The following is a 21,135-nucleotide window of genomic DNA, read 5'->3' on the forward strand; positions in this document are numbered from 1 at the left end:
CCCGATTGCCCGGCAGTCGCCCGCCCACGTTGTGGGCAGGCGTTCCGCACGGCGAGTGGGGTCTCCCCTGCTCGAGCGAAGCCGAGAGCTTGGAGTGGGGTCTCCCCTGCTCGAGCGAAGCCGAGAGCTTGGAGTGGGGTCTCCCCTGCTCGAGCGAAGCCGAGAGCTTGGAGTGGGGTCTCCCCTGCTCGAGCGAAGCCGAGAGCTTGGGGAAGGGTGGGCACAACGCCCAGCTGCCGGGCACCGATTCAGCTAGGCGGCGCTCACCCCGACTCCCCATAAGCCGCCCGCAACGCATCCCTCGCGGCGTCCAGCGCAGCCCCCTCGGAGAGGCCAAGCCGCTGAGCTCGCTCGGCAAAGGCCTGGGCGGCGGCCGATGCCTCTCTCGCCGCCGCATCCCCGGCGGCGGCCACGAACGTCCCATGCCTCCCCCGCGTCTCAATCACCCCGTCCGCCTCCAGCGCCCGATACGCCTTGGCGACGGTGTTCGCGGCGAGCCCCAGCTCCTGGGCGAGGCCCCGCACGGTGGGCAGCTTGTACCCCACCGGCAGCACACCGCCCCGCGCCTGCTCGGCGATCTGGGCCCGCACCTGCTCATAGGGCGGCGCGTCGCCCGCACCCGCGCCCGCGCCTCCACCGATCTCGATCTCGATCTTCAACGTCACGCGGTGATTGTCCCGCACGCGCGGAAAATTAGGAGGCACCCCGACGCACCCCGCGCGTAACGTGCGGCTCCATGACCCTCCTGGTACGCGCCCTGCGCCCCGACAACACACCGGACGCCGAAGCCTTCGCCGCCGTCCGGCGTGCCTGCGTCCCGGCGATGCTCTCCACGGCCGGTTCGGTCGCGTTCGACCTGACGCACGCCCATCCGGACGCCCAGTACCGGCAGTTGGCCGCCGAGATCGACGGGGAGATCATCGGCACGGCCCAGGTCGGCATCGCCTATGACAGCCCCGAGCCGGGCCAGGGCTTCGCCAACGTCTACGTACTGCCCGAGCGGCGCGGCCTCGGCGCCGGTTCGCTGATCCTGCGGACGGCGGAGGAGCACCTGGCGGACAACGGCGCCACGACGTTCTTCTCCTGGGTGCTCGACGAGCCCACGAACCGCGCCTTCGCGGCCAAGCGCGGCTACCGCGCGAGCCGCTCGGCCCACTTCCTGCGCCTCGACCTGACCGCAGGGCTTCCGCCACGCCAAGAGCCGCCCGCCGGCGTGGAGTTGCGTACGGGAGCGCAGTTCGGGGACGACCCGCGCGCGCTCTTCGAGCTCGACGCGGAGACGGTGGCGGACGAACCGAGCGATGTGGCAACGGAGTTCACGGACTACGAGCACTGGCTCGCCGAGACCTGGAACCACCCCCTGGTCGATCGCGAACTGACCTCCGTGGCCATGGTGGACGGCCGCCCGGCCGCCTTCAGCCTGGCCCGCACGGACGACGCGTCCCGCTACGCGAGCGGCATGACCGGCACCGGGCGCGCCTTCCGCGGCCGGGGCCTGGCGAAGCTGGCCAAGAACGACTCCCTGCACCGGGCGCGTGCCGCCGGCTTCACGGAGGCGTTCACCGGCAACGACGCGGGCAACGAGCCGATGCTGGCGATCAACAAGTGGTTCGGATACGAGATTTACGCAACGGAGGTACGGCATGTCCGCGAGCTCGGCTGAGGACTCGAACGCTGTGGAGGTGACGCTGGTGAAGGCGGGCCGCGTCAAGATCCGCTACCCCGCGGAGGTCGTGGCGGACGACGGCACCCGGGTGACGGTCCGCGCGCCGTGGGCGGCGGAGGGGGTACGGGACTTCGGCTTCGTACGCTTCGAGCCGGGTGATGTCTTCACGGAGCACTACTGGCGTGACCGCTGGTACGCCGTGAAGGAGGTCCGTACGCAGGACGGCGTCCTCAAGGGCTGGTACTGCGACGTGACGCGTCCCGCGGTGCGGGACGGGGCCACGGTGACGGTCGAGGACCTGGATCTCGACCTGTGGTGCTCGGCGGACGGCGGCACGATCATCCGCCTGGACGAGGACGAGTTCGCGGAGAGCGGCCTGGCCGAGCAGGACCCGGAGGCGGCTGCTGCGGCGGTCTGGGCGTTGGACGTCCTGGAGGACCTGGCGCATGCCGGGTCGCTGCCCCGCTATGAGGATTCCGTCGGCGCTTCGCGCTGACGCCGGAGGGCGAAGCCCCCGCCGACCGCACCCAGCCCCCCGCCCTCGCCTTCCACATCCTGGACAACACCAACCGCCTGACCACCCACTACCGCGTGGTTCTCTGACTCCGCCCAGACCGCCCCGGCGCCAGCGGAACCGCCCGCCGGACCCCAGCAGGGTCGTACCCCACCGCGTCACCCTCCTCCTGCCAGTGCAGGACGAACCGCTCCCCCGCCCGCCACGCCTCCAGGCCCGCCCGGCAGTACGCCACCATGTCGTCCGGCAGGGCGTCGATCGCGTGCCACGCGAGTTCTTCGCACTTGTGGGGCTCCGCGTTGAAAGGGGTGCCGCCGCTGCCGTGGGCCGCCTCGAAGAACCAGCCGATGCGGGGGTTGCCGCCGGGGCCTTTGTGCTGGAGGACCACGGCGGCTCGGACGTCCTCCGGGGTGAGGGTGAGGCCGATCTCCTCGTGGGCCTCACGGATCATGGCCTCGCGGACGTCCTCGCCGGGTTCCACGTGGCCCGAGGGGACGTTCAACAGGCCGTCTCCGTAACCCGTGTTGGCGCGTCGGGCCAGGAGGACCTCGTCGCCCCGTCGGAGGATGAGGTGGACGTCGACCACCTCCTTGTGGCGGGGCCGGGTCGCCGGAAGGACGCCCACCACCGCGTACCGCTCGTCCTCCACGTCTCTGCCCCAGAGGCGCGCGTCGCCCGAAAGGCGCTCCGAGTGCAGGCGGCCCACCAGGGGTGTCAGGGCGTCGATCAGGCGGGTGGCAGGGATGCCGGAGGGGCTGGTCGTTCCCCAGACGCCCTCGATCAGGATGAGGCGTCCGCCGGGGCGCAGGAGCGAGCACCAGTGCCGCAGCACCTCATCGAGGTCCGGCAGCGTCCACAGCACGTGGCGGGCCAGGATCGTGTCGAAGAGGCGTCCTTCCACCAGGGGCAGGGCCGCGTCGCCCACCAGCACCTCCGCCCCGTGCCCGGCCAGCTTCTCGCGTGCCCGCTCCACCATCCTCGGCGACAGATCCACCGCCGTCACACGGTGTCCCGACTCGGCCGCTATCAGTGACAGGCTGCCCGTGCCGCACCCCAGGTCGAGCAGATCCCCCGCAGTCCTCGGAAGCCAGTCCCGCAGCCGCGCCGCCCAGGCCTCCCGCACCACCGCGTCCCGCAGGCCGTGGTCCGGCTCGTCGTCAAAGGTGGCCGCCTCCGCGTCCCAGTCGATCGTCATGCCCCGATCGTGACACCCGCCACTGACAATCGGCCTTGGATGAGAAACCCTCCCCACAGATGTCTACAGCCGTACCGCGCTGGACATCGGTAGGTACAGGGAGGCAGCCATGCGCCGTGTGACCATGCACAAGTCCGTCGCCAAGCCCACCACTCGCCGGATCCGCGACAAGTACGAGGCCGAGGACCGGCCCCGTGAACGACCCGAGGTCCGCAAGGACGTCCAGCGGACCTGGTGGCCGGACGGATGAGATCCGCCGGGCAGGGGAACGGGCAGGGGAACGGGCAGGGGAACGGGCAGGGGAATCAGACGCCCTTGCGGTAGTGGAAGCGGTCGTAGGGGCCGTCGACCCTGCGCTCCACCAGCTCGTATCCGTACCGCGGATAGATCTTGCGGTTCTCCCACATCATCGCGTTCGTGTAGAGACGGACCTCGGGAAGCCCGAGGGCACGCGCGTGTGCGTCCACGAACGCCAGCAGGCGGCGGCCCACGCCCCGGCCCGCCGCCTCGGGGTCGACCGCGATGCTGTCCAGGAAGAGATGGTCCTCGTGCGGGACGAGGACCAGGACGCCGATGACCGGATCCCCCGTGACGTACACCCGCCCCGCCGCCACCTCCGCCGCGTGGTCCGCCTCCATGGGGGCGGGCACGACACCGATGCGCTCGATGTAGTGGTGGTACGCGGCGTCCGTCACCGCCTTCACTGCGGGGACGTCGGCGGCTGTCGCGGGGCGGATGTCGTCTGTCATGCGTCTACGTCTACGCCACGGGCGCGCCCCCGCGCCACCGCCTTCTTCAGCAGCGGCCACAGCACGATCAGCGCGATGATCGCGTACACCGTGATGGAGAAGGGCGTGTCGAACAGGCCTTTCACGCTGCCGTCGCTGATCTGCAGGGCGCGGCGCAGCTGCTGCTCGGCGTTCGGGCCGAGGATGACGCCGATCACCGCGGGCAGGACCGGCAGTCCGTAGCGCCGCATGCCGAAGCCGATCAGGCCGATGACCAGCAGGATCACCAGGTCGAGCGACTCACCGCCGACCGCGTACGCGCCCACCGCCGCGAAGAAGAGAATTCCCGCGTACAGGTAGGGCCTTGGGATGCGGAGCAGCTTCGCCCAGACCGGGGCCAGGGGCAGGTTCAGGGCGAGAAGGAGCACCATTCCCACGAAGAGGGAGGCGATCAGGCCCCAGACCAGGTCCGGTTCGCGCTCGAAGAGCAGGGGGCCGGGCTGGATTCCGTACTGCTGGAAGGCCGCCAGCATCACCGCTGCCACGGCCGTCGTGGGCAGGCCCAGCGTCAGCATGGAGACGAGCGTGCCCGCCGCCGACGCCGATGACGCCGACTCGGGGCCCGCCACCCCCTCGATCGCGCCCTTGCCCCACTCCTCCTTGTGCTTGGACAGCCGCTTCTCGGTGACGTACGAGAGGAAGGTGGGGATCTCCGCGCCGCCGGCCGGGATCGCGCCGAACGGGAAGCCGATGAGGGGACCGCGCAGCCAGGACTTCCAGGTGCGCTTCACGTCCGCCTTGCCGAGCCAGGGGCGGCCCACCGGGATCGCCTCGCCGCTGGTGCGGCGCAGATGGGCCGCGACCCACAGCGCCTCGCCGATCGCGAAGAGGCCCACCGCGACGATCACCACGTCGATGCCGTCGGCGAGTTGGAGCGAGCCGAACGTCAGCCGCTGCTGCCCGGTCATCTGGTCGAGGCCGACCAGGCCGATGGTGAGGCCGATCAGGAGGGACGCGAGGCCCCGGACGCGGGACGAGCCGAGCACCGATGTCACCGCGATGAACGCCAGGACCATGATGGCGAAGTAGTCGGGCGCCCCGATGTCGACCGCGAGGTCGGCGACCGTCGGCGCGAGCGCCACCAGGAGGATCGTGCCGATCATGCCGCCCGCGAAGTGGCCGATGGCGGCGGCCGCGAGCGCCTGTGCGCCGCGCCCCGCCTTGGCCATCGGGTTGCCTTCCATGGCGGCCACCACCGCGGCGCTCTCGCCCGGTGTGTTGAGGAGGATCGAGGTCGTGGAGCCGCCGAACATCGCTCCGTAGTAGATGCCGGCGAACATGATGAACGCGCCGGTCGGCTCCAGTCCGTACGTCACGGGCAGCAGCAGCGCCACGGCCATGGCGGGGCCGATGCCGGGCAGCACGCCGATCGCGGTGCCCAGGAGCACTCCGACGGCGGCCCAGAGCAGGTTCAGCGGGGTGAGGGCCGTGCCGAAGCCGTCCATCAGGGAGTTGAGGGAATTCATGTCAGAGCACTCCCATCAGCGGGCCGCCGGGGAGCGGGACTCCGAGCAGGTTGTTGAAGACGACGTAGGTGATCAGGGAGAGGCCTGCCGCGATGAGCGGGTCGCGGTCCAGGTGCCGGCTGCCGAGCGCGTACGCGGCGCCCCAGAAGAGCAGGGCGCCCGCGACGGGGAAGCCGAGGGGTTCGATGAGGACGGCGGCGCCGAGGAAGACCCCGGCGAGCAGCAGGACGGTGCGCCAGTCGGCGGGTTCGGACAGGTCGATGTCCTCGCCGCCCTCGGCCTCGCCGCGGCCGCCGCGCAGGACGTCGATCGCGAGGAACACGGCGACGACCAGGAGTCCGATGCCGACCACGATCGGGACCGTCTTGGGGCCGATCGGGCCGCGCTGGGCGATGTCGACGTCCATGGTGAGCGCGTCGGTGAGGACGAGCACGCCGAGGGCCAACAGCATGACGCACACGCCGAGTTCGGAGTGCTCGCGCAGCCAGGTGCGGCGGCTGCTCCCGCTCTCCTCGGGCGGGGAGGGCGGGTTTTCCATGGTCGTCGTCGTCACAGTCCCAGCTCCTTCAGCACGGACACCACGCGCTTGTCCTGGGCCTCCAGGAAGTCGCCGAACTTGTCACCGGTGAGGAACGCGTCGTCCCAGCCGTTCGTCTTGAGGGACTTGCGCCACTGAGGGGAGTCGTGGAGCTTCCTGACGAGACCGGTGAGCTTGTCGCGCTCGGCTTCGGAGAGGCCTGGCGGGGCGACGATGCCGCGCCAGTTGGTGAAGTCCACGTCGTAGCCGGACTCCTTGAGGGTGGGTCCCTCCAGGCCGTCGACGCGCTCGGGTCCGGTGACCGCGAGCAGCCGCAGCTCGCCGGACTTGATCTGGTCGAGGTACTCGCCGACGCCCGAGACGCCGAAGGCGACCTTCTCGCCGAGGATCGAGGCGAGGAGTTCGCCGCCGCCGTCGAAGGGAACGTAGTTGACCTTCTTCGGGGCGATCCCCGCGGCGCGCGCCATCAGCATCGGGGCGAGGTGGTCGGGGCCGCCGGGGGGACGAGCCGCCGCCGACGGGGAGCTTGCCCGGGTCCTTCTTCCAGGCGGTGACCAGCTGCTCGATGTCCTTGTACGGCGAGTCCTTGGCGACGACCACGACGTCCGGCTCCTCGGTGAGGCGGGCGATCGGGGTGGTGTCGGCGAGGGTCTTGGGCGCGTGGTTGGAGCGTGCGGCGCCCACCACGCCGAGGCCCATGGACATGGCGAGCTTGCCGTTGCCGTGCTCGCCGACGAGGCGGCTCAGGCCTACGGTGCCACCGGCGCCGGGCAGGTTGAACACCTCGATGTTGTGGGTGAGTTCGGCGTCCTCGGCGTTCTTCGCCGCGGTGCGGGCGGTGATGTCGTAGCCGCCGCCCGGCGTGTTGGGGACCATGAAGCGCAGGCCGGGTATCTGTGTGCCGGTCTCGGCGCCGCTGCCCGTCGTGAGCAGCGGCGGCCCTGCGAGCACGAGCAGCGCGGCCCCGAGCAGGGCAAGGGGTGTGCGCAGACGCACGTGTGCCACCACCTGTCGGTACGTAGGAGTTGGTGGGGCCGGGTTCCCGGTGGGGGGCGAGAACCCGGCCGCCATCCGCGGGGACGGGGATTCCTGTGAGGTGGCCCACATGTTGCCTGCGCGTTAAGAAGCTGTCTCTCTTCCGGAATCAACGGACGTTGTGGTCGTTGTGGTCGCGCCCATAGCCTGCGGCGATGACAAGGGTGCTGGTCGTGGACGACGACTTCATGGTCGCCAAGCTGCACAGCCGTTATGTGTCCGCGGTGGACGGATTCTCGGTGGTGGGGGTGGCGCACAGCGGTGCGCAGGCGCTGGCGGCGGTGGAGCGGCTGCGCCCCGATCTCGTACTCCTCGACGTCTATCTGCCCGATATGGACGGCATCGCCGTGCTGCGGGAGTTGCGGGCCGTGGAGGAGCGTGACGCGGACCGGCAGCCGGTGGACGCGCTGTTCATCACCGCCGCGCGGGACGCGGAGATCGTGCGGGCGGCGCTGCGGGCCGGTGCCCTGCACTATCTGATCAAGCCGTTCAACCAGGCGGCGCTGCGCGAGCAGTTGCTGCATGTGGCGGCGGTGCGAGCCCGCCTCGACGGTCTGGACGAGGCGCGCCAGGAGGACGTCGACCAGATCTTCGGCACCCGCCCGCCCGGCTCGCGCGAGCTGCCGAAGGGCCTCGCGGCGCACACCGCCGACCTGGTCGAGCAGACGCTGCGCAGACATCCGGGCGGACTCTCCGCCTCGGAGTGCGCGCAGGAGGGCGCGCTCTCACGGGTCAGCGCCCGCCGCTACCTGGAGTTCTTCGCGGACACGGGGAGGGTCGAGGTGACGCTGCGGTACGGGGGGACGGGGCGGCCGGAGCGGCGGTACCGGTGGATACGGTGAGCCGTCCCGGCGAGCACCGTCAGGAGTGGGCCGCCCCCGGCCGGTAGCCCGGGAAGCAGATCGGGCACGCGGCCGGGCTGCCCGGGCCATGGTGGTGTGCTCATGTCGGGTTGCGGATGGCGGACAAGGTGAGGGAGAGGACCCAGGGCTGCTCGGAAAGTGTTTCGACGTCCTCCCGGGACAAGGTTCCCGTCATGACGGCACGGCCGGGTGCGGCCGCGCTGTCGACTCCTCGGCTCTGCAGGTGTTCGAGCTGGGGAGGCGAGGGCGGTTCGGTCAGGCGTACGAGCACCAGCATGTCCCGGGCCTGGGGAGCGCGGCCCTCGGCGTCGATGGCCATAGCGAGGGAGGAGTCGAGTTTCCGGTAGTCCACGGGTCGATTCTCAGAGATTGGCGGCGTTGATGAGGCCGTCGCCCCACTTCGGGTCGAAGGTTCCGGATGCGGCGCCGGGGACGGCCGCGTTCTGCCGGAAGAGTTCCTTCAGCTTGCCGGGGTCACAGCCCGGGTCGCGCTGCAGGATGAGGGCGGCGAGCCCGGAGACGAAGGGGGCGGCCATGCTGGTTCCCTGCATCGCCACGTGCTGTTCGTCCGTGATGAAGCCCGGGTCCAGGTCCACGGCGTCCCGGGACAGCGCTGAGACGATCATGGCTCCGGGAGCGGTGATGTCGGGCTTGTGCGCCCCGTCCCGGCGGGGACCCTCGCTGCTGAAGCTGGCGATGTTGCCGGGCTCCAGCCAGAACGCCTCCCGGTCGACGCCGTCGATGTCCTTCCACTCGGTACGGGTGGTGAAGGCAGCGACGGTGACCGCGGACGAGGCGGCTCCCGGCGAGCCGACCTTGACCGCGTCGTGCACGGCGGAGCCGCTGAACTGCGGCTGCGGTCGGGCGTCGGAGCGGCCAAGCATCCAGACGTCGACCTCGCCGCCCGTGGCGTTCGCTCCGCGGAGAATCAGCCGCCACTTGCCGGGGGCGGCGTTGGCGGGGCCGCCGGTGACCCTCGGCTCGACCTGGACGAAGAAGTTGATGTCGCCGTTGGCCGGGTCGGGGCCCGGGGTGGTGATCTGGACCTTGCCCCCTGGGATGTTGAAAGCGGCGCTCGGGCTGCCCGAGGTCCGTACCGGCTGGAAGGGGGTCGTTGCGCCGGTCGGGGAGGCCATCGCGACCTCCAACCGGTCACTGCCCGCGTACCAGCCGTTGAGCCAGAAGATGTCCGGCTTGCCGTCGAAGACGCCAGGGTGGCAGGTGATCGCGCGGTTGGCGCCGCGCGGGACGGTGACGCGGGCGTGGATGTCGTCGTCGCCCTCGTTGCCGGCGGCGCACACGACGATGCGGCCGGGGCCCGTCTCCTCCTCGATCGACTGGGACATCGTGTCGGTGCCGTCGTGCGCATCGAAGTGGCCGCCCAGGCTGAGGTTGACGACCGCGGGCAGCTCCAGGTCGCGAGCGACACGGAAGATGTACTGGATGCCGTCGACGATGTGGGCGTCCTGGAAGTCCGTCTTGACGATCACCAGGCGCGCCTCGGGAGCGATGCCCTCCGCACCGGCAGCGATGCCGGCGACATGAGTGCCGTGGCCCTCGATGTCGCGGGACAGGGGGGCCATGGCCATCCCGGCGTTGACGAATTCCGCTCCGTACCGGCCCTCCGGAACTCCGGAACCGCCACGCAGGGTCTGGTCCCAGATCCGTTGGATGCAACCGGTGAAGGCCGGGTGCTGCGTGTCGACGCCGGTGTCGACGATCCCGATGACGACGCCCTTGCCGGTCAGGCCGGAGCTCGCCCGGAACTGCGGCACGCCGACGTGCTGCTGAGCGAGGTTCAGGTACGGGCGCAGCCGGGTGGCCGGCACGATGCGCTTGATGCCGGGGTGCTCGCTGAGCCGCTCCAGCTCATCGAGGGCGACAATGGCGGTCTTCACCCGGGTGCCACCCTGGTTGAGGACGATTCCGTCGCCCAGACCGCCGTCGGAGAGGGCGTCCGGGTCGCATTCGAGGGAGACGACGACGCGCAGGGGCTTGGCGCGCTCCCGTACGGAGATGAGCCCGAGTGTCCCGGCCTGAGGCCGCAGGGGCTCGCGGCTGCCGCCCTCCTGCTGGTAACGCTCGTAAGTCGCTGCCAATGGAGGCGCCAGCTTCGTGTAGTCCATGACCGCTCTTCCTTCGGGGCTCGTCGACGTGTGTCTCCAGCGTTGATCGCGGGCGCCGGGAGTACACGTCCGACATGCCCTCCCCCTCCGACCTCACTCGATTGGTTGCGCAGGAGTGACAGGGGCGCGGAGAGTGTCCGGTCTGACGGGAGGCGACCTTCGCAGGGGCCGAGTCGCTTCCTGGGGCTGCGACCGAACCGGGGCTCACAGGGTCCCAGCCTCAGCCCCCGGTTAGCCCTCTCTTAAACCCACCATAAAGATCGCCATCACCCGCCCTCAGCAGGCGAATTCGGGGTTCGGAGCGGCTAGCTTTCTCGTCGCCGGGGCCGCCACGAACCGTCGGCGCTGCACGTATTCGGGGGGCAGCACCGGCCGTTCGCGGCCGCCTCGTGTCCCCCACCCCCCTCCAGAACCGCCGTTGAGGAGAACCACCCCATGAACGCTCGCCGCAAGGTCGCAGCCATCGCCGCCGGTGTCGCCCCGCTCGCCCTGACCGTCCTGTCGGCCGCGCCCGCCGCCGCGCACGGTTCGATGACGGACCCGGTGAGCCGTGTTTCCGCCTGCTTCCAGGAGGGCCCGGAGGCCCCGAAGTCTGCTGCCTGCAAGGCGGCTGTCGCGGCCAGTGGCGCCCAGGCCTTCTACGACTGGAACGGCGTGAACATCGCCAACGCCGCGGGCAAGTCGAAGGAGATCATCCCCGACGGCAAGCTGTGCAGCGCGGGCAACGACAAGTACAAGGGCCTCGACCTGCCGCGCGCCGACTGGCCGTCCAGCAAGCTCACGGCCGGCAACCACACGTTCCACTACAAGGGCACCGCCCCGCACAAGGGTTCCTTCGAGCTGTACGTCACGAAGGACTCGTACGACCCGGCCAAGCCGCTGCAGTGGTCGGACCTGGAGGAGAAGCCGTTCGCCAAGGTCACCGACCCGAAGATGGAGAACGGCGACTACGTCTTCGACGGCAAGGTCCCGGCCAGGTCGGGCCGCCACCTGGTCTACTCGATCTGGCAGCGCTCGGACTCCCCCGAGGCCTTCTACACCTGCTCCGACGTGGTGTTCGGCAAGGACAGCGGCGGTACGGCCCCCGCCCCGGCCGCCTCCGCCCCCTCCGAGAAGGACATCGAGGCCGGCGCCGAGAAGTCCACCGTCGAGCACCACGGCCACGGCGACAGCGACGCCAAGACGGGCGCCGAGGCCTCCGAGGCGGCCCCGGCCGAGGGCACCTCCGACAACCAGCCCGAGGTGAACGGCGCCGCCGAGAAGCCCGCGGCCACGGACGAGAACCTCGCCGAGACCGGCGGCGACAGCACCACCCCGTACATCGCGATCGGTGGCGCCGCGGCGCTCGCGGTCGGTGCCGCGGCCATGTTCGCCACGGCCCGCCGCCGGACGGCGCGCCACGGCCGCTGATCCACCGAGCACAGCGGGCCGCTGCCAGTCGGGGCAGCGGCCCGCTGTTCGTGGCCGTCAGGACAGGGCCGTCAGGACAGGGCCGTCAGGACAGGCAGGTGGTCGGTGTCGCGTGCGCCGGGTCGAGCGCGTTGGCGACCTCGTGGTGGGCTACCCGGTCGAGGATCCCGATCGCCACGTGCTCGGAGAGGTCGACGGGGCACAGGTCCTGGACGGTCACGTTGCGTACGCCGGGGCCGTCGAGGAACTGCGTGCGGTACGGGGTGACCACCTCGTCGTACTTGGTGGCGATGACGGTGTAGCGCACGCCGGGGACGGTGTCGCCGCCCGCGTTGAGCTTGGTCAGGAACGGCGATCCGGCTATCTGGTCGGCGAGGCTCGGCGTCTTGGTGGTGAGCAGGTCCTCGATGCCGGGGAAGTAGGGCAGCAGCTTGGTCAGGCCGAGCAGGGTGGTGCCGTGGTTGTCGGGCGCGAGGCCGATCAGGGCGTTCACCTTCTCCGCGCCGCCGAGGAACTTCAGGTAATGGCGGGGCATCATGCCGCCCTGCGAGTGGCCGACGAGGTCCGCCTTCGCGGCGCCCGTCGAGGCGAGCACCTTGTCGACGAAGGCGTCCAGTTGCTCGGCCGACTTGTCGATCGGGCCGAGCCCGTTGAAGAACGGCACTCCGGGCAGCTGGCCGTAGTCGAGGGAGAAGACGCAGTAGCCGCGCCTGACCAAGTAGGGCGCGAGAACCACCCAGTTGTCCACGGAGTTGCCGAAGGTGCCGTGGACCAGGACGACGGGGCGCGGGTGGGCGGCGGACGGCTTGCAGTCGTAGTCGTTCCAGCCACTCGACGAGGAGGCAGCGGTGGCAGCGGCGGGGGCCGCGGACGCCGTGGCGGCGGGGGTGAGGGTGAGCGCGCCCGTCATGAGCAGGGCGGCGGCAAGCGCTCTGAGCGCTCGTCTCCAGGGCAGCATCGGGTGATCTCCTTGCGGCTCAAGGGAGTTGCTCGATGGAGTTGCTCGAGGAAGTGACGGTGAATGAGCCCTGTGATCCGGATCACGAGGATGCCGTGCACACGCCAAATTACGGGCCAGTAGTAAAACTGTGAAGTTACGCGTCAGTAAAACTTCCAGTGATCACTGGCGCGATCACCCCTCGGGGCGCTATCGCCGAGGCGGCGCGACGAGCCCCAACTCGTACGCGATGATGACCAGTTGGACCCGGTCACGGGAGTCGAGCTTGGTGAAGAGCCGCGCCACGTGCGCCTTGACCGTGGCCACGGTGATGAACAGCTCGGCCGCGATCTCGGCGTTGGACAGACCCCGGCCGACCAGCGTCAGGACCTCGCACTCGCGGTCCGTGATGCCGTCGACCGTCCGCCGGGCCACCGCGGCGGGCGCGGGCCGCGCCGCGAACTCCTCGATGAGACGTCGGGTGACGCTCGGCGCGATCAGTCCGTCCCCCGCGGCCACCACCTGGATCGCCGCGAGGATGTCGTCGAGCGCCATGTCCTTGACGAGGAACCCGCTCGCGCCTGCGCGCAGCGCCCCGTATACGTAATCGTCGTCGTCGAACGTCGTCAGGACCAGGACGCGCGTCGCGTCGGTCTCGGCCGTGATCAGCCGGGTGGCCTCGATGCCGTCCATGCCGGGCATGCGGATGTCCATCACCACGACATCGGGGCGTACGTCCCTGGCCAGGCGGACGGCTTCGGTGCCCGTCCCCGCCTCGCCCACCACATCGATCTCGGGGGTGTCGGCCATAAGGACCCGCAGGCCCGCGCGGACCAGGGGCTGGTCGTCGGCCAGTACGACGCGCACCACGTGATCCGTCACGGTCCCTCCTCCGGCACGGGCAGCAGGGCCGTCACCCGGAAGCCGCCCTCGGGGCGCGGCCCCGCGGTGAACCGGCCGTGCAGCAGGGCGACCCGCTCCCGCATGCCGACCAGGCCGAAGCCGGTGCCCGCGGGCAGCCCGCCGCGCCCGCCGTCCTCGACCTCGATGGACAGCTCGGCCGCCCGCCGCTCGACGCTCACCCGGCAGGTTTCCGTGCCCGCGTGGCGTACGACATTGGTCAGGGCCTCCTGAAGGATGCGGAAGGCGGCCAGGTCGATGTCGGCGGGCAGCGGTCCGCATCCGCCCGCCCCCCGCACCTCCACCCGCACCCCGGCGTCCAGCGCGGACGCGACGAGGCGGTCGAGGCCGGCGAGGCCGGGCGTCGGCTCACGGGGCGCCAAGTCGCCGCTGTCCGCGGCCTGATCAGCCCCCGCCTCCTGCTCCGGCTTCCGCAACGCGACCAGCGTCCTGCGCAGGCCCGCGAGGGTCTCCCTGCTGGTGGCCTCGATGGTGGTGAGGGCGTTGCGGGCCTCGGCGGGCTGGGTCTCGATGACGCGGCTGCCCACGCCCGCCTGGATGGCGATGACGCCGATGCTGTGCGCGATCATGTCGTGCAACTCGCGGGCGATGCGCAGGCGTTCGGCGGTGACGGCGCGGGCCGTGGCCTGACTCCGCAGCGCCTCGGCGTGCGCGCGCCGCTCGCGGGACGAACGGCCCACCAGCCAGGCGGCGATCAGCGCGACGGCGATGAACGCGACGGTCTCACCGTTGTTGCTCGCCCACCCGGAGGTCGCGCAGCCGCCCCCGGCGGGACCGCTCATGCCGGGAGCGCAGTAGCCGTCGGGCGGGAAGGAGAAGAGGGCGAGCGCCTGCGCCGTGAACGCCATGAGGCCGGCGCTGACCGACGTACGGCGTGGCCGGGTGGCGGCGAGATAGCCGACGGCGCAGACACCGGCGAGGGTCTGCAGATAGCTGACCTCCGTCTTCCGCATCTCCATCGTCGCCGCCACCGCGCCGAGCAGCAGGAAGACCAGCGCGGGCAGCGGTCGCCGCCTGAGCAGCGAGGCGACGACGACCGTGAGGGCGAGCGACGCGAGGACCATCGGGAGCTGGAAGCCGTTCTGCCCTTGGTCGAACGTGACGTAGGTGACGCCGGGGTAGAGCACGGCCCCGCCCCACGCCAGGCCGGTGCGCACAACCGGCCACAGGCGCCGGGCCGCGGATCGGTCCCTGGCCCCCTCGGGCGACGCTTGACCTGGCTTGATGTCCATGCGCCGATCGTATGTGCCCATTCCGTGCAGGGATATTGGCCCACGGTCGTACGCCCACGGGCTACTCGGGCCCGCCGAGGGTGTGGCCGACGGCCCGATGCCCGGCGCACCCGGCCCACGGCACCGTGGGCCGGGTGATCGAAGTCAACGAACTGAGCAAGGTGTACGGCGACAAGACCGCCGTCAGGAACCTGAGCTTCACCGTGCGCCCCGGCCAGGTCACCGGATTCCTCGGCCCCAACGGCGCGGGCAAGACCACGACCCTGCGCATGCTGCTCGGTCTGATCTCCCCCACCACCGGCACCACAGCCATCGACGGCCGCCCCTTCCGCGAACGCCCCCGCGGCCTGCGCCACGTCGGCGCGCTGCTCGACGCGGGCGACGTGCACGGCGGCCGCACCGCCACCGCCCATCTGCGCGCCCTGGCCCGCAGCAACCACATCCCCCGCCCACGCGTCGACGAGGTCCTGCACGAGGTCGGCCTCGCGGAAGTGGCCCGCCGACGCATCGCCGGCTACTCCCTCGGCATGCGCCAGCGCCTCGGCATCGCCACCGCCCTGCTCGGCGACCCGCCGGTCCTGCTCTTCGACGAACCCCTCAACGGCCTCGATCCCGAGGGCGTGTTGTGGGTCCGCGGCCTCTTCCGCCGCCTGGCCGCCGAGGGCCGCACCGTCTTCGTCTCCAGCCACCTCATGACCGAAATGGAAAACACCGCCGACCACCTCATCGTCATCGGCCGCGGCCAACTCATCGCCGCCGAAAGCCTCACCGACTTCGCCGCCCGCGGCACCCGCCTGACAGTCACCGTGCGCACCCCCGACAGTACGAAGCTCAGCACCGTACTGACCACCGAAGGTGCCTCCGTGCACCTCCAGGACGACGACCGGCTCACCGTCACCGGCCTGCCCGCCGCCCGCATCGGCGAACTCGCCTTCCAGCACCGGCTCATGCTCCACGAACTGACCACCAGATCTGCCTCCCTGGAAGAGGCCTTCATGGAACTCACCGCCGACAGCGCCGAATACCTCGCAGGAGAACCCCGATGACCGCCCGCCTGCACGACCTCATCGCCGCCGAATGGATCAAACTCTGGTCACTGCGTTCCACGGCCTGGATCCTCGGCCTCGGCGCGCCGGTCGTCATCGGGATCAACGTCAACTCCGCCCTGTCCAACGCCGACCTCCTGGAACGCCAGTCGGCGATCTCACCGGACGGGGCCTTCCGGATCGACCCGATGCACGCCGCCTTCGTCGACCCGGCCTTCCAGATCCTCGTGGTCATCGCCACCTCCGTCGGCGCCATCTCGGTCTTCGGCGAGTACACCAGCGGTCTGATCCGTACGACGTTCGCGGCCGTCCCCGACCGCCGCGCGGTGCTTGTCGCCAAGGTGGCGGTGATCACCGCGGTGATGACCGTGCTCGGCGCCATCGTCGCGGCGGCCTCCTTCGGCGCGACCCAGGCCGTGCTCAGCGACACCATCGGTCTGCCGATCAGCGCTCCCGGCGCGCTGCGGGCCGTGCTGGCCTCCGCGCTGCTCGCCCCGCTGTCCGCGCTGGTCGGCATGGCGCTCGGCGCGGTGATCCGGCACGCGGCGGGCACCGTCGCCGCGTCGCTGGTGACGCTGTTGCTGCTGCCCTCGCTCTTCGCGGGCGAGACGTACCGCTGGGTGAAGGAGATCGGCAACGCGATGCCGCTCAGCGCGTGGCAGGCGCTGGTCGAGAACCCGGCGATGGACTACCCGGCGGGCAGGTATCCGGTGACGATCACGGAGGCGTGGGCGGTCTTCGCGGTGTGGCCGCTCGTCGCGGCGGCCGTGGCGGTGGTCGTGGTGCACCGCCGCGACGTCTGAGCCCACGGCCCGCAGCCCGCAGCTCACCGCCCTACGCCGCCAGCGTCCCCGGCACGATCGCCCCGGGGCCGAACTTCGCCCGTGCCCGGTCGGCGACCTCCTCGATGCGGCGCGCCCTGTCGTCCGCCGGGTCGAACATCAGCTGGTGGGCGGCCTGTTCGGCGGGGCCGAGTCCTTCGGCGCGCAGGGAGATGCCGCGCACCCGGGCGCGTTGCAGGCCGAGCGCCTCGTACATCCGGTACGCGGTCGCGGTCAGCGCGCTGGAGTGGGCGGTCGGCTCGGGCAGGGCGCGGGTGCGGGTTGTGGTGGAGCGGTCCGCGTACCGCACGGTGAGGGTCAGGGAGCGGCACACCTGGTCGTCGCCGCGCATCCTGACGCCTAGCTCCTCGGTGATCGAGAGCAGTGCGCGCCGGTGCCGGGTGGGATCCAACTCGTCGCGGGGGAAGGGCCGTTCGGCGGCGAGCGAGCGGGCGGCCGCGTTCGGCACGACCCGCGCGCGGTCGACGCCGTGCGCCTTCTCGTGCAGTTCACGGCCCGCGCGGGCGCCGATGAGCCGCTGCAGCGTGGACAGCGGCGCGGCGGCCACCTTGCCGACGGAGTCGAGTCCGTACTCGCACAGGGTGCGGGCGGTGGCGCGGCCGACGCCCGGCAGCTCGGCGACCGGCTTCGGGCCGAGGAACTCCGCGACGGCTTCCGGTTCCCGGCCCACGACCTGGGTCACTCCCGGCACGGCGCCGCGTACGGCCATCCGCGCCAGCATCGGCCCGGGCCCCGCGCCGATCACACAGTCCACCCCGTACAGGGCGAGCGCCCGCACCCGGATCACCGAGGCGAGGTCGACGGCGTCCCGCCCGAAGTAGCGCATGGCTCCCCGCACGTCGACGAGCACGCCGTCGGGCGGCAGGGCCTCCACGACCGGGCTGAACTCGCCGACCAGCGCGATCAGCCGGGGCAGGGCCGCCTCGTACATGGGCGGCAGCAGGAAACGTACGCAGAGGGTGCTCATCCCGCGCTCCCGGGGCTCTGGTGCCACAACTTCCGTCCCGTGGCCGCCCGTTCGCCGGGCGGCTGCAGGTCGGCCCAGGGGTGCATCTCGTACCCCGTGGACATCCGGATGCGCCGGCCGCCGTCCGCCGGGGCCTCTGCGGACTCCGGCTCCGGCGGCTGCTCGGTCAGGCGGGCCGCCACCGCGTCGAGGCCCCCTTCCTGCCGCAGCTCCACCAGCTCCGCCAGGTTCCAGGCGGCCGCGCCGACCACGCTGAGGCTGCGCGGCCCGCGGCGCTGCACCACACCGCGGACGAGCAGCAGCCAGGAGTGGAAGACGGTGTGCGCGCACCGTTCGTGGGCGTCGTCGAAGAAGGCCAGGTCGACCAGGCCCGTGCCGTCGTCCAGGGTGGTGAAGATGACGCGCTTCCCGGAGCGGATCGGCGGGGTCTGGGTGGCCGCCTTGGCGCCCGCGACCAGCACGGTCGCGCCGTGTTCGGCCTCCCGGAGGCGGCGGGCCGTCAGCACGCCGAGCTCCTTGAGGAACTCCGCGTGATCGCCCATGAGATGGCGCGAGGAGTCCATGCCGAGGACGCCGAGTTCGGCGCTGAGGCGTTCCGCGTCGTCCAGGTCGGGAAGACCGGCGGGCGCCGTCTTCCGCCCGCCGGACAAGGGGAGTTGGGCCCCGAAGGCTCCTGACGAGCCGCGCGCGCCGCGCCGCAGCTCGGCCAGGTGCAGCTGCAGATCGCGGCGGTTGGCGCCGAACGCGTCGAGCGCGCCGACCTGGGCGAGCCGCTGCGCGACCGGTTTCGATGGCCTGGCCCGCTCCCAGAAGTCCAGGAGCGAGGCGTAGGGCTGCGCGTCGGCGATCCGGGCGGCCTCGGCCTCGCTGATGCCGTGCACGTCACAGAGCGCGAGCCGCAGCCCCCACCGGGAGCCCCCAGGGCTATCAGACACCAGTTCGATACGGTGAGCGACCGCGGACCGGTTCACGTCCAGCGGAAGGATCGGCACCCCGCGCCGCCGCGCGTCCGCGAGCAGCAGCCGCTTCGGATACATCCCGGGGTCGTGCGTGAGCAACCCCGCGTAGAACGCGGCCGGGTGATGGGCCTTCAGCCACGCCGACTGGTACGTCGGCACGGCGAAGGCCACCGCGTGCGCCTTGCAGAAGCCGTACGACCCGAAGGCCTCGATGATCTCCCAGGTCCGGCCGATCGTCTCGGCGTCGTATCCCTTCGCCGCGGCCTGCTGCGCGAACCAGAACCGGATCCGCCCCTGCGACTCGGGGTCGGAGAGCCCGCGCCGCACCCGGTCCGCCTCGTCGCGCCCGCAGCCGGTCATGATGTCGACGATCTCGATGATCTGCTCGTGGAAGACGACGACTCCGTACGTCTCCTTCAGCGGCCCCTCGAGATCCGGGTGCGGATAGCGGACGGGCGCGCGGCCGTGCCGGGCCTCGATGAAGGGCCGCACCATGTCGGCGGCGACCGGTCCGGGGCGGAACAGCGAGATGTCGACGACCAGGTCGTGGAAGGTCGCGGGCTGAAGGCGTCCGACCAGGTCCCGCTGGCCCGGCGACTCGATCTGGAAGCAGCCGAGCGTCTCGGCGGACTGGATGAGTCGATACGTCGCCGGATCGCCCGGCGGCACGGCGTCCACGTCGACACGGGAGCCCGTGGCCCGCTCGAGCTCCCCCAGGGCGTGCGCCATCGCCGACTGCATCCGCACGCCGAGCACGTCCAGCTTGAGCAGCCCGAGGTCCTCCACGTCCTCCTTGTCGAACTGGGACATGGGGAAGCCCTCGCCGCTGGTCGGCATGACGGGCGTACGCGCGAGCAGCGAGGCGTCGGAGAGCAGCACCCCGCACGGGTGCATGGCGATGCCGCGGGGCAGCGCGTCGAGCGCCTCGACCAGGTCCCACAGCCGGTCGCGGTCACCCAACTCCCCCGCTATCGCCCGTAGTTCGGGCAGCTCCGCCATCGCCGAGCGGGCGTCGCGGGCGCGGATGTGCGGGAAGGACTTGGCGATCCTGTCGATCTCGGCCGGGTCCATGGACAGGGCGGCGCCCACATCGCGTACGGCGTGGCGCACCCGGTAGGTCTCGGGCATGGCGACGGTCGCGACCCGCTCGGTGCCGAAGCGGCCGATGATCGCGCGGTAGACCTCGAGCCGGCGGGCCGACTCCACGTCGATGTCGATGTCCGGCAGGACGGCCCGCCGCGTGGACAGGAACCGCTCCATGAGCAGCCCGTGCTCGACGGGGTCGGCGTGCGCGATGCCGATGAGGTGGTTGACCAGGGAACCCGCGCCGGAGCCGCGCGCCGCGACCCGGATCCCCAAGTCGCGTACGTCGTCGACGACTTGGGCCACGGTGAGGAAATAGGAGGCGAAGCCGTGGTACGCGATGATGTCCAGCTCGTGATGCATCCGCTCCCAGTACACGCGCCGGGAGTCGTAGCCGCGCAGCACCATGCCCGCCGCAGCCCGCGAGGCGAGGACACGCTGCGCGGTGCGGCGCCCCGCGCCGACGAGGTGCGGTTCGGGGAAGCGTACGGAGCCGATGCCGATGTCGTCCTCGGGGTCGACGAGGCATTCGGCGGCGGCCGCCTGGGTCTGCTCGACGAGGCGGTGGGCGGTGTCGCGGCGGAACCCGGCCGCCTCGACGATCCGCTCGGCGTTGCCCAGCATGACGTCCGCGCCCTTCAACCACCGCTCGCCGCCGTCGAGTTCCTTGGTCGGGTCGACGGGGACGAGGCGGCGGGCCGCGTCGAGCACGTCGGCGACCGGGCCGAGCCCCGCGTCGGCGTAGCGCACGGCGTTGCTCAGGACGGGGCGGATGCCCTGCTCGGCGGCGAAGCCGACGGTGCGGGCGGCCAGGCGGAGCGAGCCGGGGCCCGTGCCCTCGCGGCCGTGCCAGACGGACTCCAGGCGCAGCGCGTCGCCGTAGCGCTCGCGCCAGGGGGCGAGGAGGCGGGCGGCCCGGTCGGGGCGCCCGGCGGCGAGCGCGCGCCCCACGTCGGAGGCGGGGCCGAGCAGCACGGTCAGGCCGTCGCCGTGGTTCTCCTCCCACGGCAGGACGGGCCGGCCCTCACCACTCCGGTGCGCGGCGGTGACCAGGCGGCAGAGCGTGGCCCAGCCGGTGGCGCCGTCGCGGGCGAGGAAGGTCACGCGCGGGGTCGACTCGTCGATGAAGGCACCGCCGCGCACCGGGGTCCGCCGCCGCTCGCCCCGCGCCGGTGCGGGCTCGCCCACCGCGAGCCCGGTGCCGAACAGCGGACGCACCCCCGCCTTCGCGCAGGCCTTGGCGAACCGGACCGTTCCCGCGAGGGTGTCCCGGTCGGTGAGCGCGAGGGCGTCCATGCCCCGCTCGCCGGCGCGCTCGGCAAGACGCTCCGGGTGCGAGGCCCCGTACCGCAGGGAGAACCCGGAGACGGTGTGCAGATGCGTGAACCCTGGCACACGCACCTCCCGAAAACCTGAACCGATCCGACCTCACAGCCCCCGCCTCCACCATAGACCAAGTTTCGAACGTACGTACGACACGCACGTTCGACATGTGTGCGGCGCGTCCCGCCGCTGTCGCCCGTTCGCCCCCGCCGTAGCTCGTTCGG

The 21,135-nt window shown here is 71.6% G+C and carries 19 protein-coding genes and 2 pseudogenes; 8 read left to right on the forward strand and 13 right to left on the reverse strand.

Features of this window, described 5'->3' with window-relative positions; all coding sequences use genetic code 11:
* Nucleotides 1-263: 263 nt before the first annotated feature.
* A complete protein-coding gene (locus E2651_RS13690) occupies nucleotides 264-659 on the reverse strand; it encodes a GntR family transcriptional regulator (protein WP_245238798.1) in 396 nt (131 codons plus the stop codon).
* 77 nt (nucleotides 660-736) lie between these two features.
* Between E2651_RS13690 and E2651_RS13695 the strand changes: the two genes are divergently transcribed.
* From E2651_RS13695 to E2651_RS45250, 3 genes and pseudogenes are all read left to right on the forward strand, one after another.
* Nucleotides 737-1,663: a GNAT family N-acetyltransferase gene (locus tag E2651_RS13695; RefSeq protein WP_135331374.1), complete on the forward strand. Its 927-nt coding sequence runs from the start codon at nucleotides 737-739 to the stop codon at nucleotides 1,661-1,663.
* Complete coding sequence (locus tag E2651_RS13700) at nucleotides 1,644-2,162, forward strand: DUF402 domain-containing protein (protein WP_135331375.1); 519 nt, start codon at nucleotides 1,644-1,646, stop codon at nucleotides 2,160-2,162. The genes E2651_RS13695 and E2651_RS13700 overlap by 20 nt, the downstream gene beginning before the upstream one ends.
* 5 nt (nucleotides 2,163-2,167) lie before the next feature.
* A pseudogene (locus tag E2651_RS45250) lies at nucleotides 2,168-2,269 on the forward strand (phosphodiesterase); the annotation flags it as partial.
* On the opposite strand, the gene E2651_RS13710 reads toward E2651_RS45250, so the two are convergent.
* A complete protein-coding gene (locus tag E2651_RS13710; RefSeq protein ID WP_135331376.1) occupies nucleotides 2,251-3,375 on the reverse strand; it encodes a methyltransferase domain-containing protein in 1,125 nt (374 codons plus the stop codon). The pseudogene E2651_RS45250 and the gene E2651_RS13710 sit on opposite strands and share 19 nt — an antisense overlap.
* A gap of 109 nt (nucleotides 3,376-3,484) precedes the next feature.
* Here E2651_RS13710 and E2651_RS43915 point away from each other — a divergent pair, with 109 nt between their 5' ends.
* Entirely contained in the window at nucleotides 3,485-3,625 is a 141-nt protein-coding gene (locus tag E2651_RS43915) for a hypothetical protein (protein ID WP_167828785.1), read from the forward strand.
* A gap of 55 nt (nucleotides 3,626-3,680) precedes the next feature.
* Here the strand turns inward: E2651_RS43915 and E2651_RS13715 are convergent, their stop codons facing one another.
* The 4 genes and pseudogenes from E2651_RS13715 to E2651_RS13730 form a co-directional block, all read right to left on the reverse strand.
* Entirely contained in the window at nucleotides 3,681-4,124 is a 444-nt protein-coding gene (locus E2651_RS13715; protein WP_135331377.1) for a GNAT family N-acetyltransferase, read from the reverse strand.
* A complete protein-coding gene (locus E2651_RS13720; protein ID WP_135331378.1) occupies nucleotides 4,121-5,629 on the reverse strand; it encodes a tripartite tricarboxylate transporter permease in 1,509 nt (502 codons plus the stop codon). The genes E2651_RS13715 and E2651_RS13720 overlap by 4 nt, the downstream gene beginning before the upstream one ends.
* 1 nt (nucleotide 5,630) lies before the next feature.
* Entirely contained in the window at nucleotides 5,631-6,167 is a 537-nt protein-coding gene (locus E2651_RS13725; RefSeq protein WP_135331404.1) for a tripartite tricarboxylate transporter TctB family protein, read from the reverse strand.
* An 11-nt stretch (nucleotides 6,168-6,178) separates the two neighbouring features.
* Nucleotides 6,179-7,163, reverse strand: a pseudogene (locus E2651_RS13730) (tripartite tricarboxylate transporter substrate binding protein).
* 194 nt (nucleotides 7,164-7,357) lie between these two features.
* Here E2651_RS13730 and E2651_RS13735 point away from each other — a divergent pair.
* Nucleotides 7,358-8,044, forward strand: coding sequence for a response regulator (locus E2651_RS13735; protein WP_135331379.1), 687 nt, complete (start codon nucleotides 7,358-7,360; stop codon nucleotides 8,042-8,044).
* Between the two features lie 100 nt (nucleotides 8,045-8,144).
* Here E2651_RS13735 and E2651_RS13740 read toward each other — a convergent pair whose 3' ends face one another.
* Both E2651_RS13740 and E2651_RS13745 read right to left on the reverse strand, forming a co-directional pair.
* Nucleotides 8,145-8,417 (reverse strand): hypothetical protein, encoded by a 273-nt coding sequence (locus E2651_RS13740; RefSeq protein WP_135331380.1) that lies wholly within the window; start codon nucleotides 8,415-8,417, stop codon nucleotides 8,145-8,147.
* 10 nt (nucleotides 8,418-8,427) lie between these two features.
* The gene (locus E2651_RS13745; RefSeq protein WP_135331381.1) at nucleotides 8,428-10,191 is read right to left on the reverse strand and encodes a S8 family serine peptidase; all 1,764 of its coding nucleotides are present in this window, start codon (nucleotides 10,189-10,191) and stop codon (nucleotides 8,428-8,430) included.
* A gap of 435 nt (nucleotides 10,192-10,626) precedes the next feature.
* Here E2651_RS13745 and E2651_RS13750 point away from each other — a divergent pair, with 435 nt between their 5' ends.
* Nucleotides 10,627-11,601 carry a lytic polysaccharide monooxygenase gene (locus tag E2651_RS13750; protein ID WP_135331382.1) on the forward strand — a complete coding sequence of 325 codons (975 nt, stop codon included), beginning with the start codon at nucleotides 10,627-10,629 and terminating at the stop codon, nucleotides 11,599-11,601.
* 85 nt (nucleotides 11,602-11,686) lie between these two features.
* On the opposite strand, the gene E2651_RS13755 is transcribed toward E2651_RS13750, so the two are convergent.
* From E2651_RS13755 to E2651_RS44635, 3 genes are all read right to left on the reverse strand, one after another.
* Nucleotides 11,687-12,559, reverse strand: a complete 873-nt coding sequence (locus E2651_RS13755) for an alpha/beta fold hydrolase (RefSeq protein WP_135331383.1) — start codon at nucleotides 12,557-12,559, stop codon at nucleotides 11,687-11,689.
* Between the two features lie 189 nt (nucleotides 12,560-12,748).
* Complete coding sequence (locus E2651_RS13760) at nucleotides 12,749-13,420, reverse strand: response regulator transcription factor (RefSeq protein WP_135331384.1); 672 nt, start codon at nucleotides 13,418-13,420, stop codon at nucleotides 12,749-12,751.
* Nucleotides 13,417-14,691: a sensor histidine kinase gene (locus tag E2651_RS44635; RefSeq protein ID WP_135331385.1), complete on the reverse strand. Its 1,275-nt coding sequence runs from the start codon at nucleotides 14,689-14,691 to the stop codon at nucleotides 13,417-13,419. Before E2651_RS44635 ends, E2651_RS13760 begins: the two co-directional genes overlap by 4 nt.
* A 134-nt stretch (nucleotides 14,692-14,825) precedes the next feature.
* Between E2651_RS44635 and E2651_RS13770 the strand changes: the two genes are divergently transcribed.
* Together E2651_RS13770 and E2651_RS13775 are read left to right on the forward strand one after the other, a co-directional pair.
* Complete coding sequence (locus E2651_RS13770; RefSeq protein WP_209446140.1) at nucleotides 14,826-15,737, forward strand: ATP-binding cassette domain-containing protein; 912 nt, start codon at nucleotides 14,826-14,828, stop codon at nucleotides 15,735-15,737.
* Nucleotides 15,734-16,540: an ABC transporter permease subunit gene (locus tag E2651_RS13775; RefSeq protein WP_135331387.1), complete on the forward strand. Its 807-nt coding sequence runs from the start codon at nucleotides 15,734-15,736 to the stop codon at nucleotides 16,538-16,540. Before E2651_RS13770 ends, E2651_RS13775 begins: the two co-directional genes overlap by 4 nt.
* A gap of 31 nt (nucleotides 16,541-16,571) precedes the next feature.
* On the opposite strand, the gene E2651_RS13780 is transcribed toward E2651_RS13775, so the two are convergent.
* Together E2651_RS13780 and E2651_RS13785 are read right to left on the reverse strand one after the other, a co-directional pair.
* The gene (locus tag E2651_RS13780) at nucleotides 16,572-17,546 is read right to left on the reverse strand and encodes a hypothetical protein (RefSeq protein WP_135331388.1); all 975 of its coding nucleotides are present in this window, start codon (nucleotides 17,544-17,546) and stop codon (nucleotides 16,572-16,574) included.
* On the reverse strand, nucleotides 17,543-20,983 hold the full coding sequence (locus E2651_RS13785) for a DNA polymerase III subunit alpha (protein WP_135331389.1): 3,441 nt from the start codon (nucleotides 20,981-20,983) through the stop codon (nucleotides 17,543-17,545). Before E2651_RS13785 ends, E2651_RS13780 begins: the two co-directional genes overlap by 4 nt.
* Nucleotides 20,984-21,135: the final 152 nt, after the last annotated feature.

The organism is Streptomyces sp. MZ04 (genome assembly GCF_004684775.1).
In the GTDB taxonomy this organism is placed as follows: domain Bacteria; phylum Actinomycetota; class Actinomycetes; order Streptomycetales; family Streptomycetaceae; genus Streptomyces.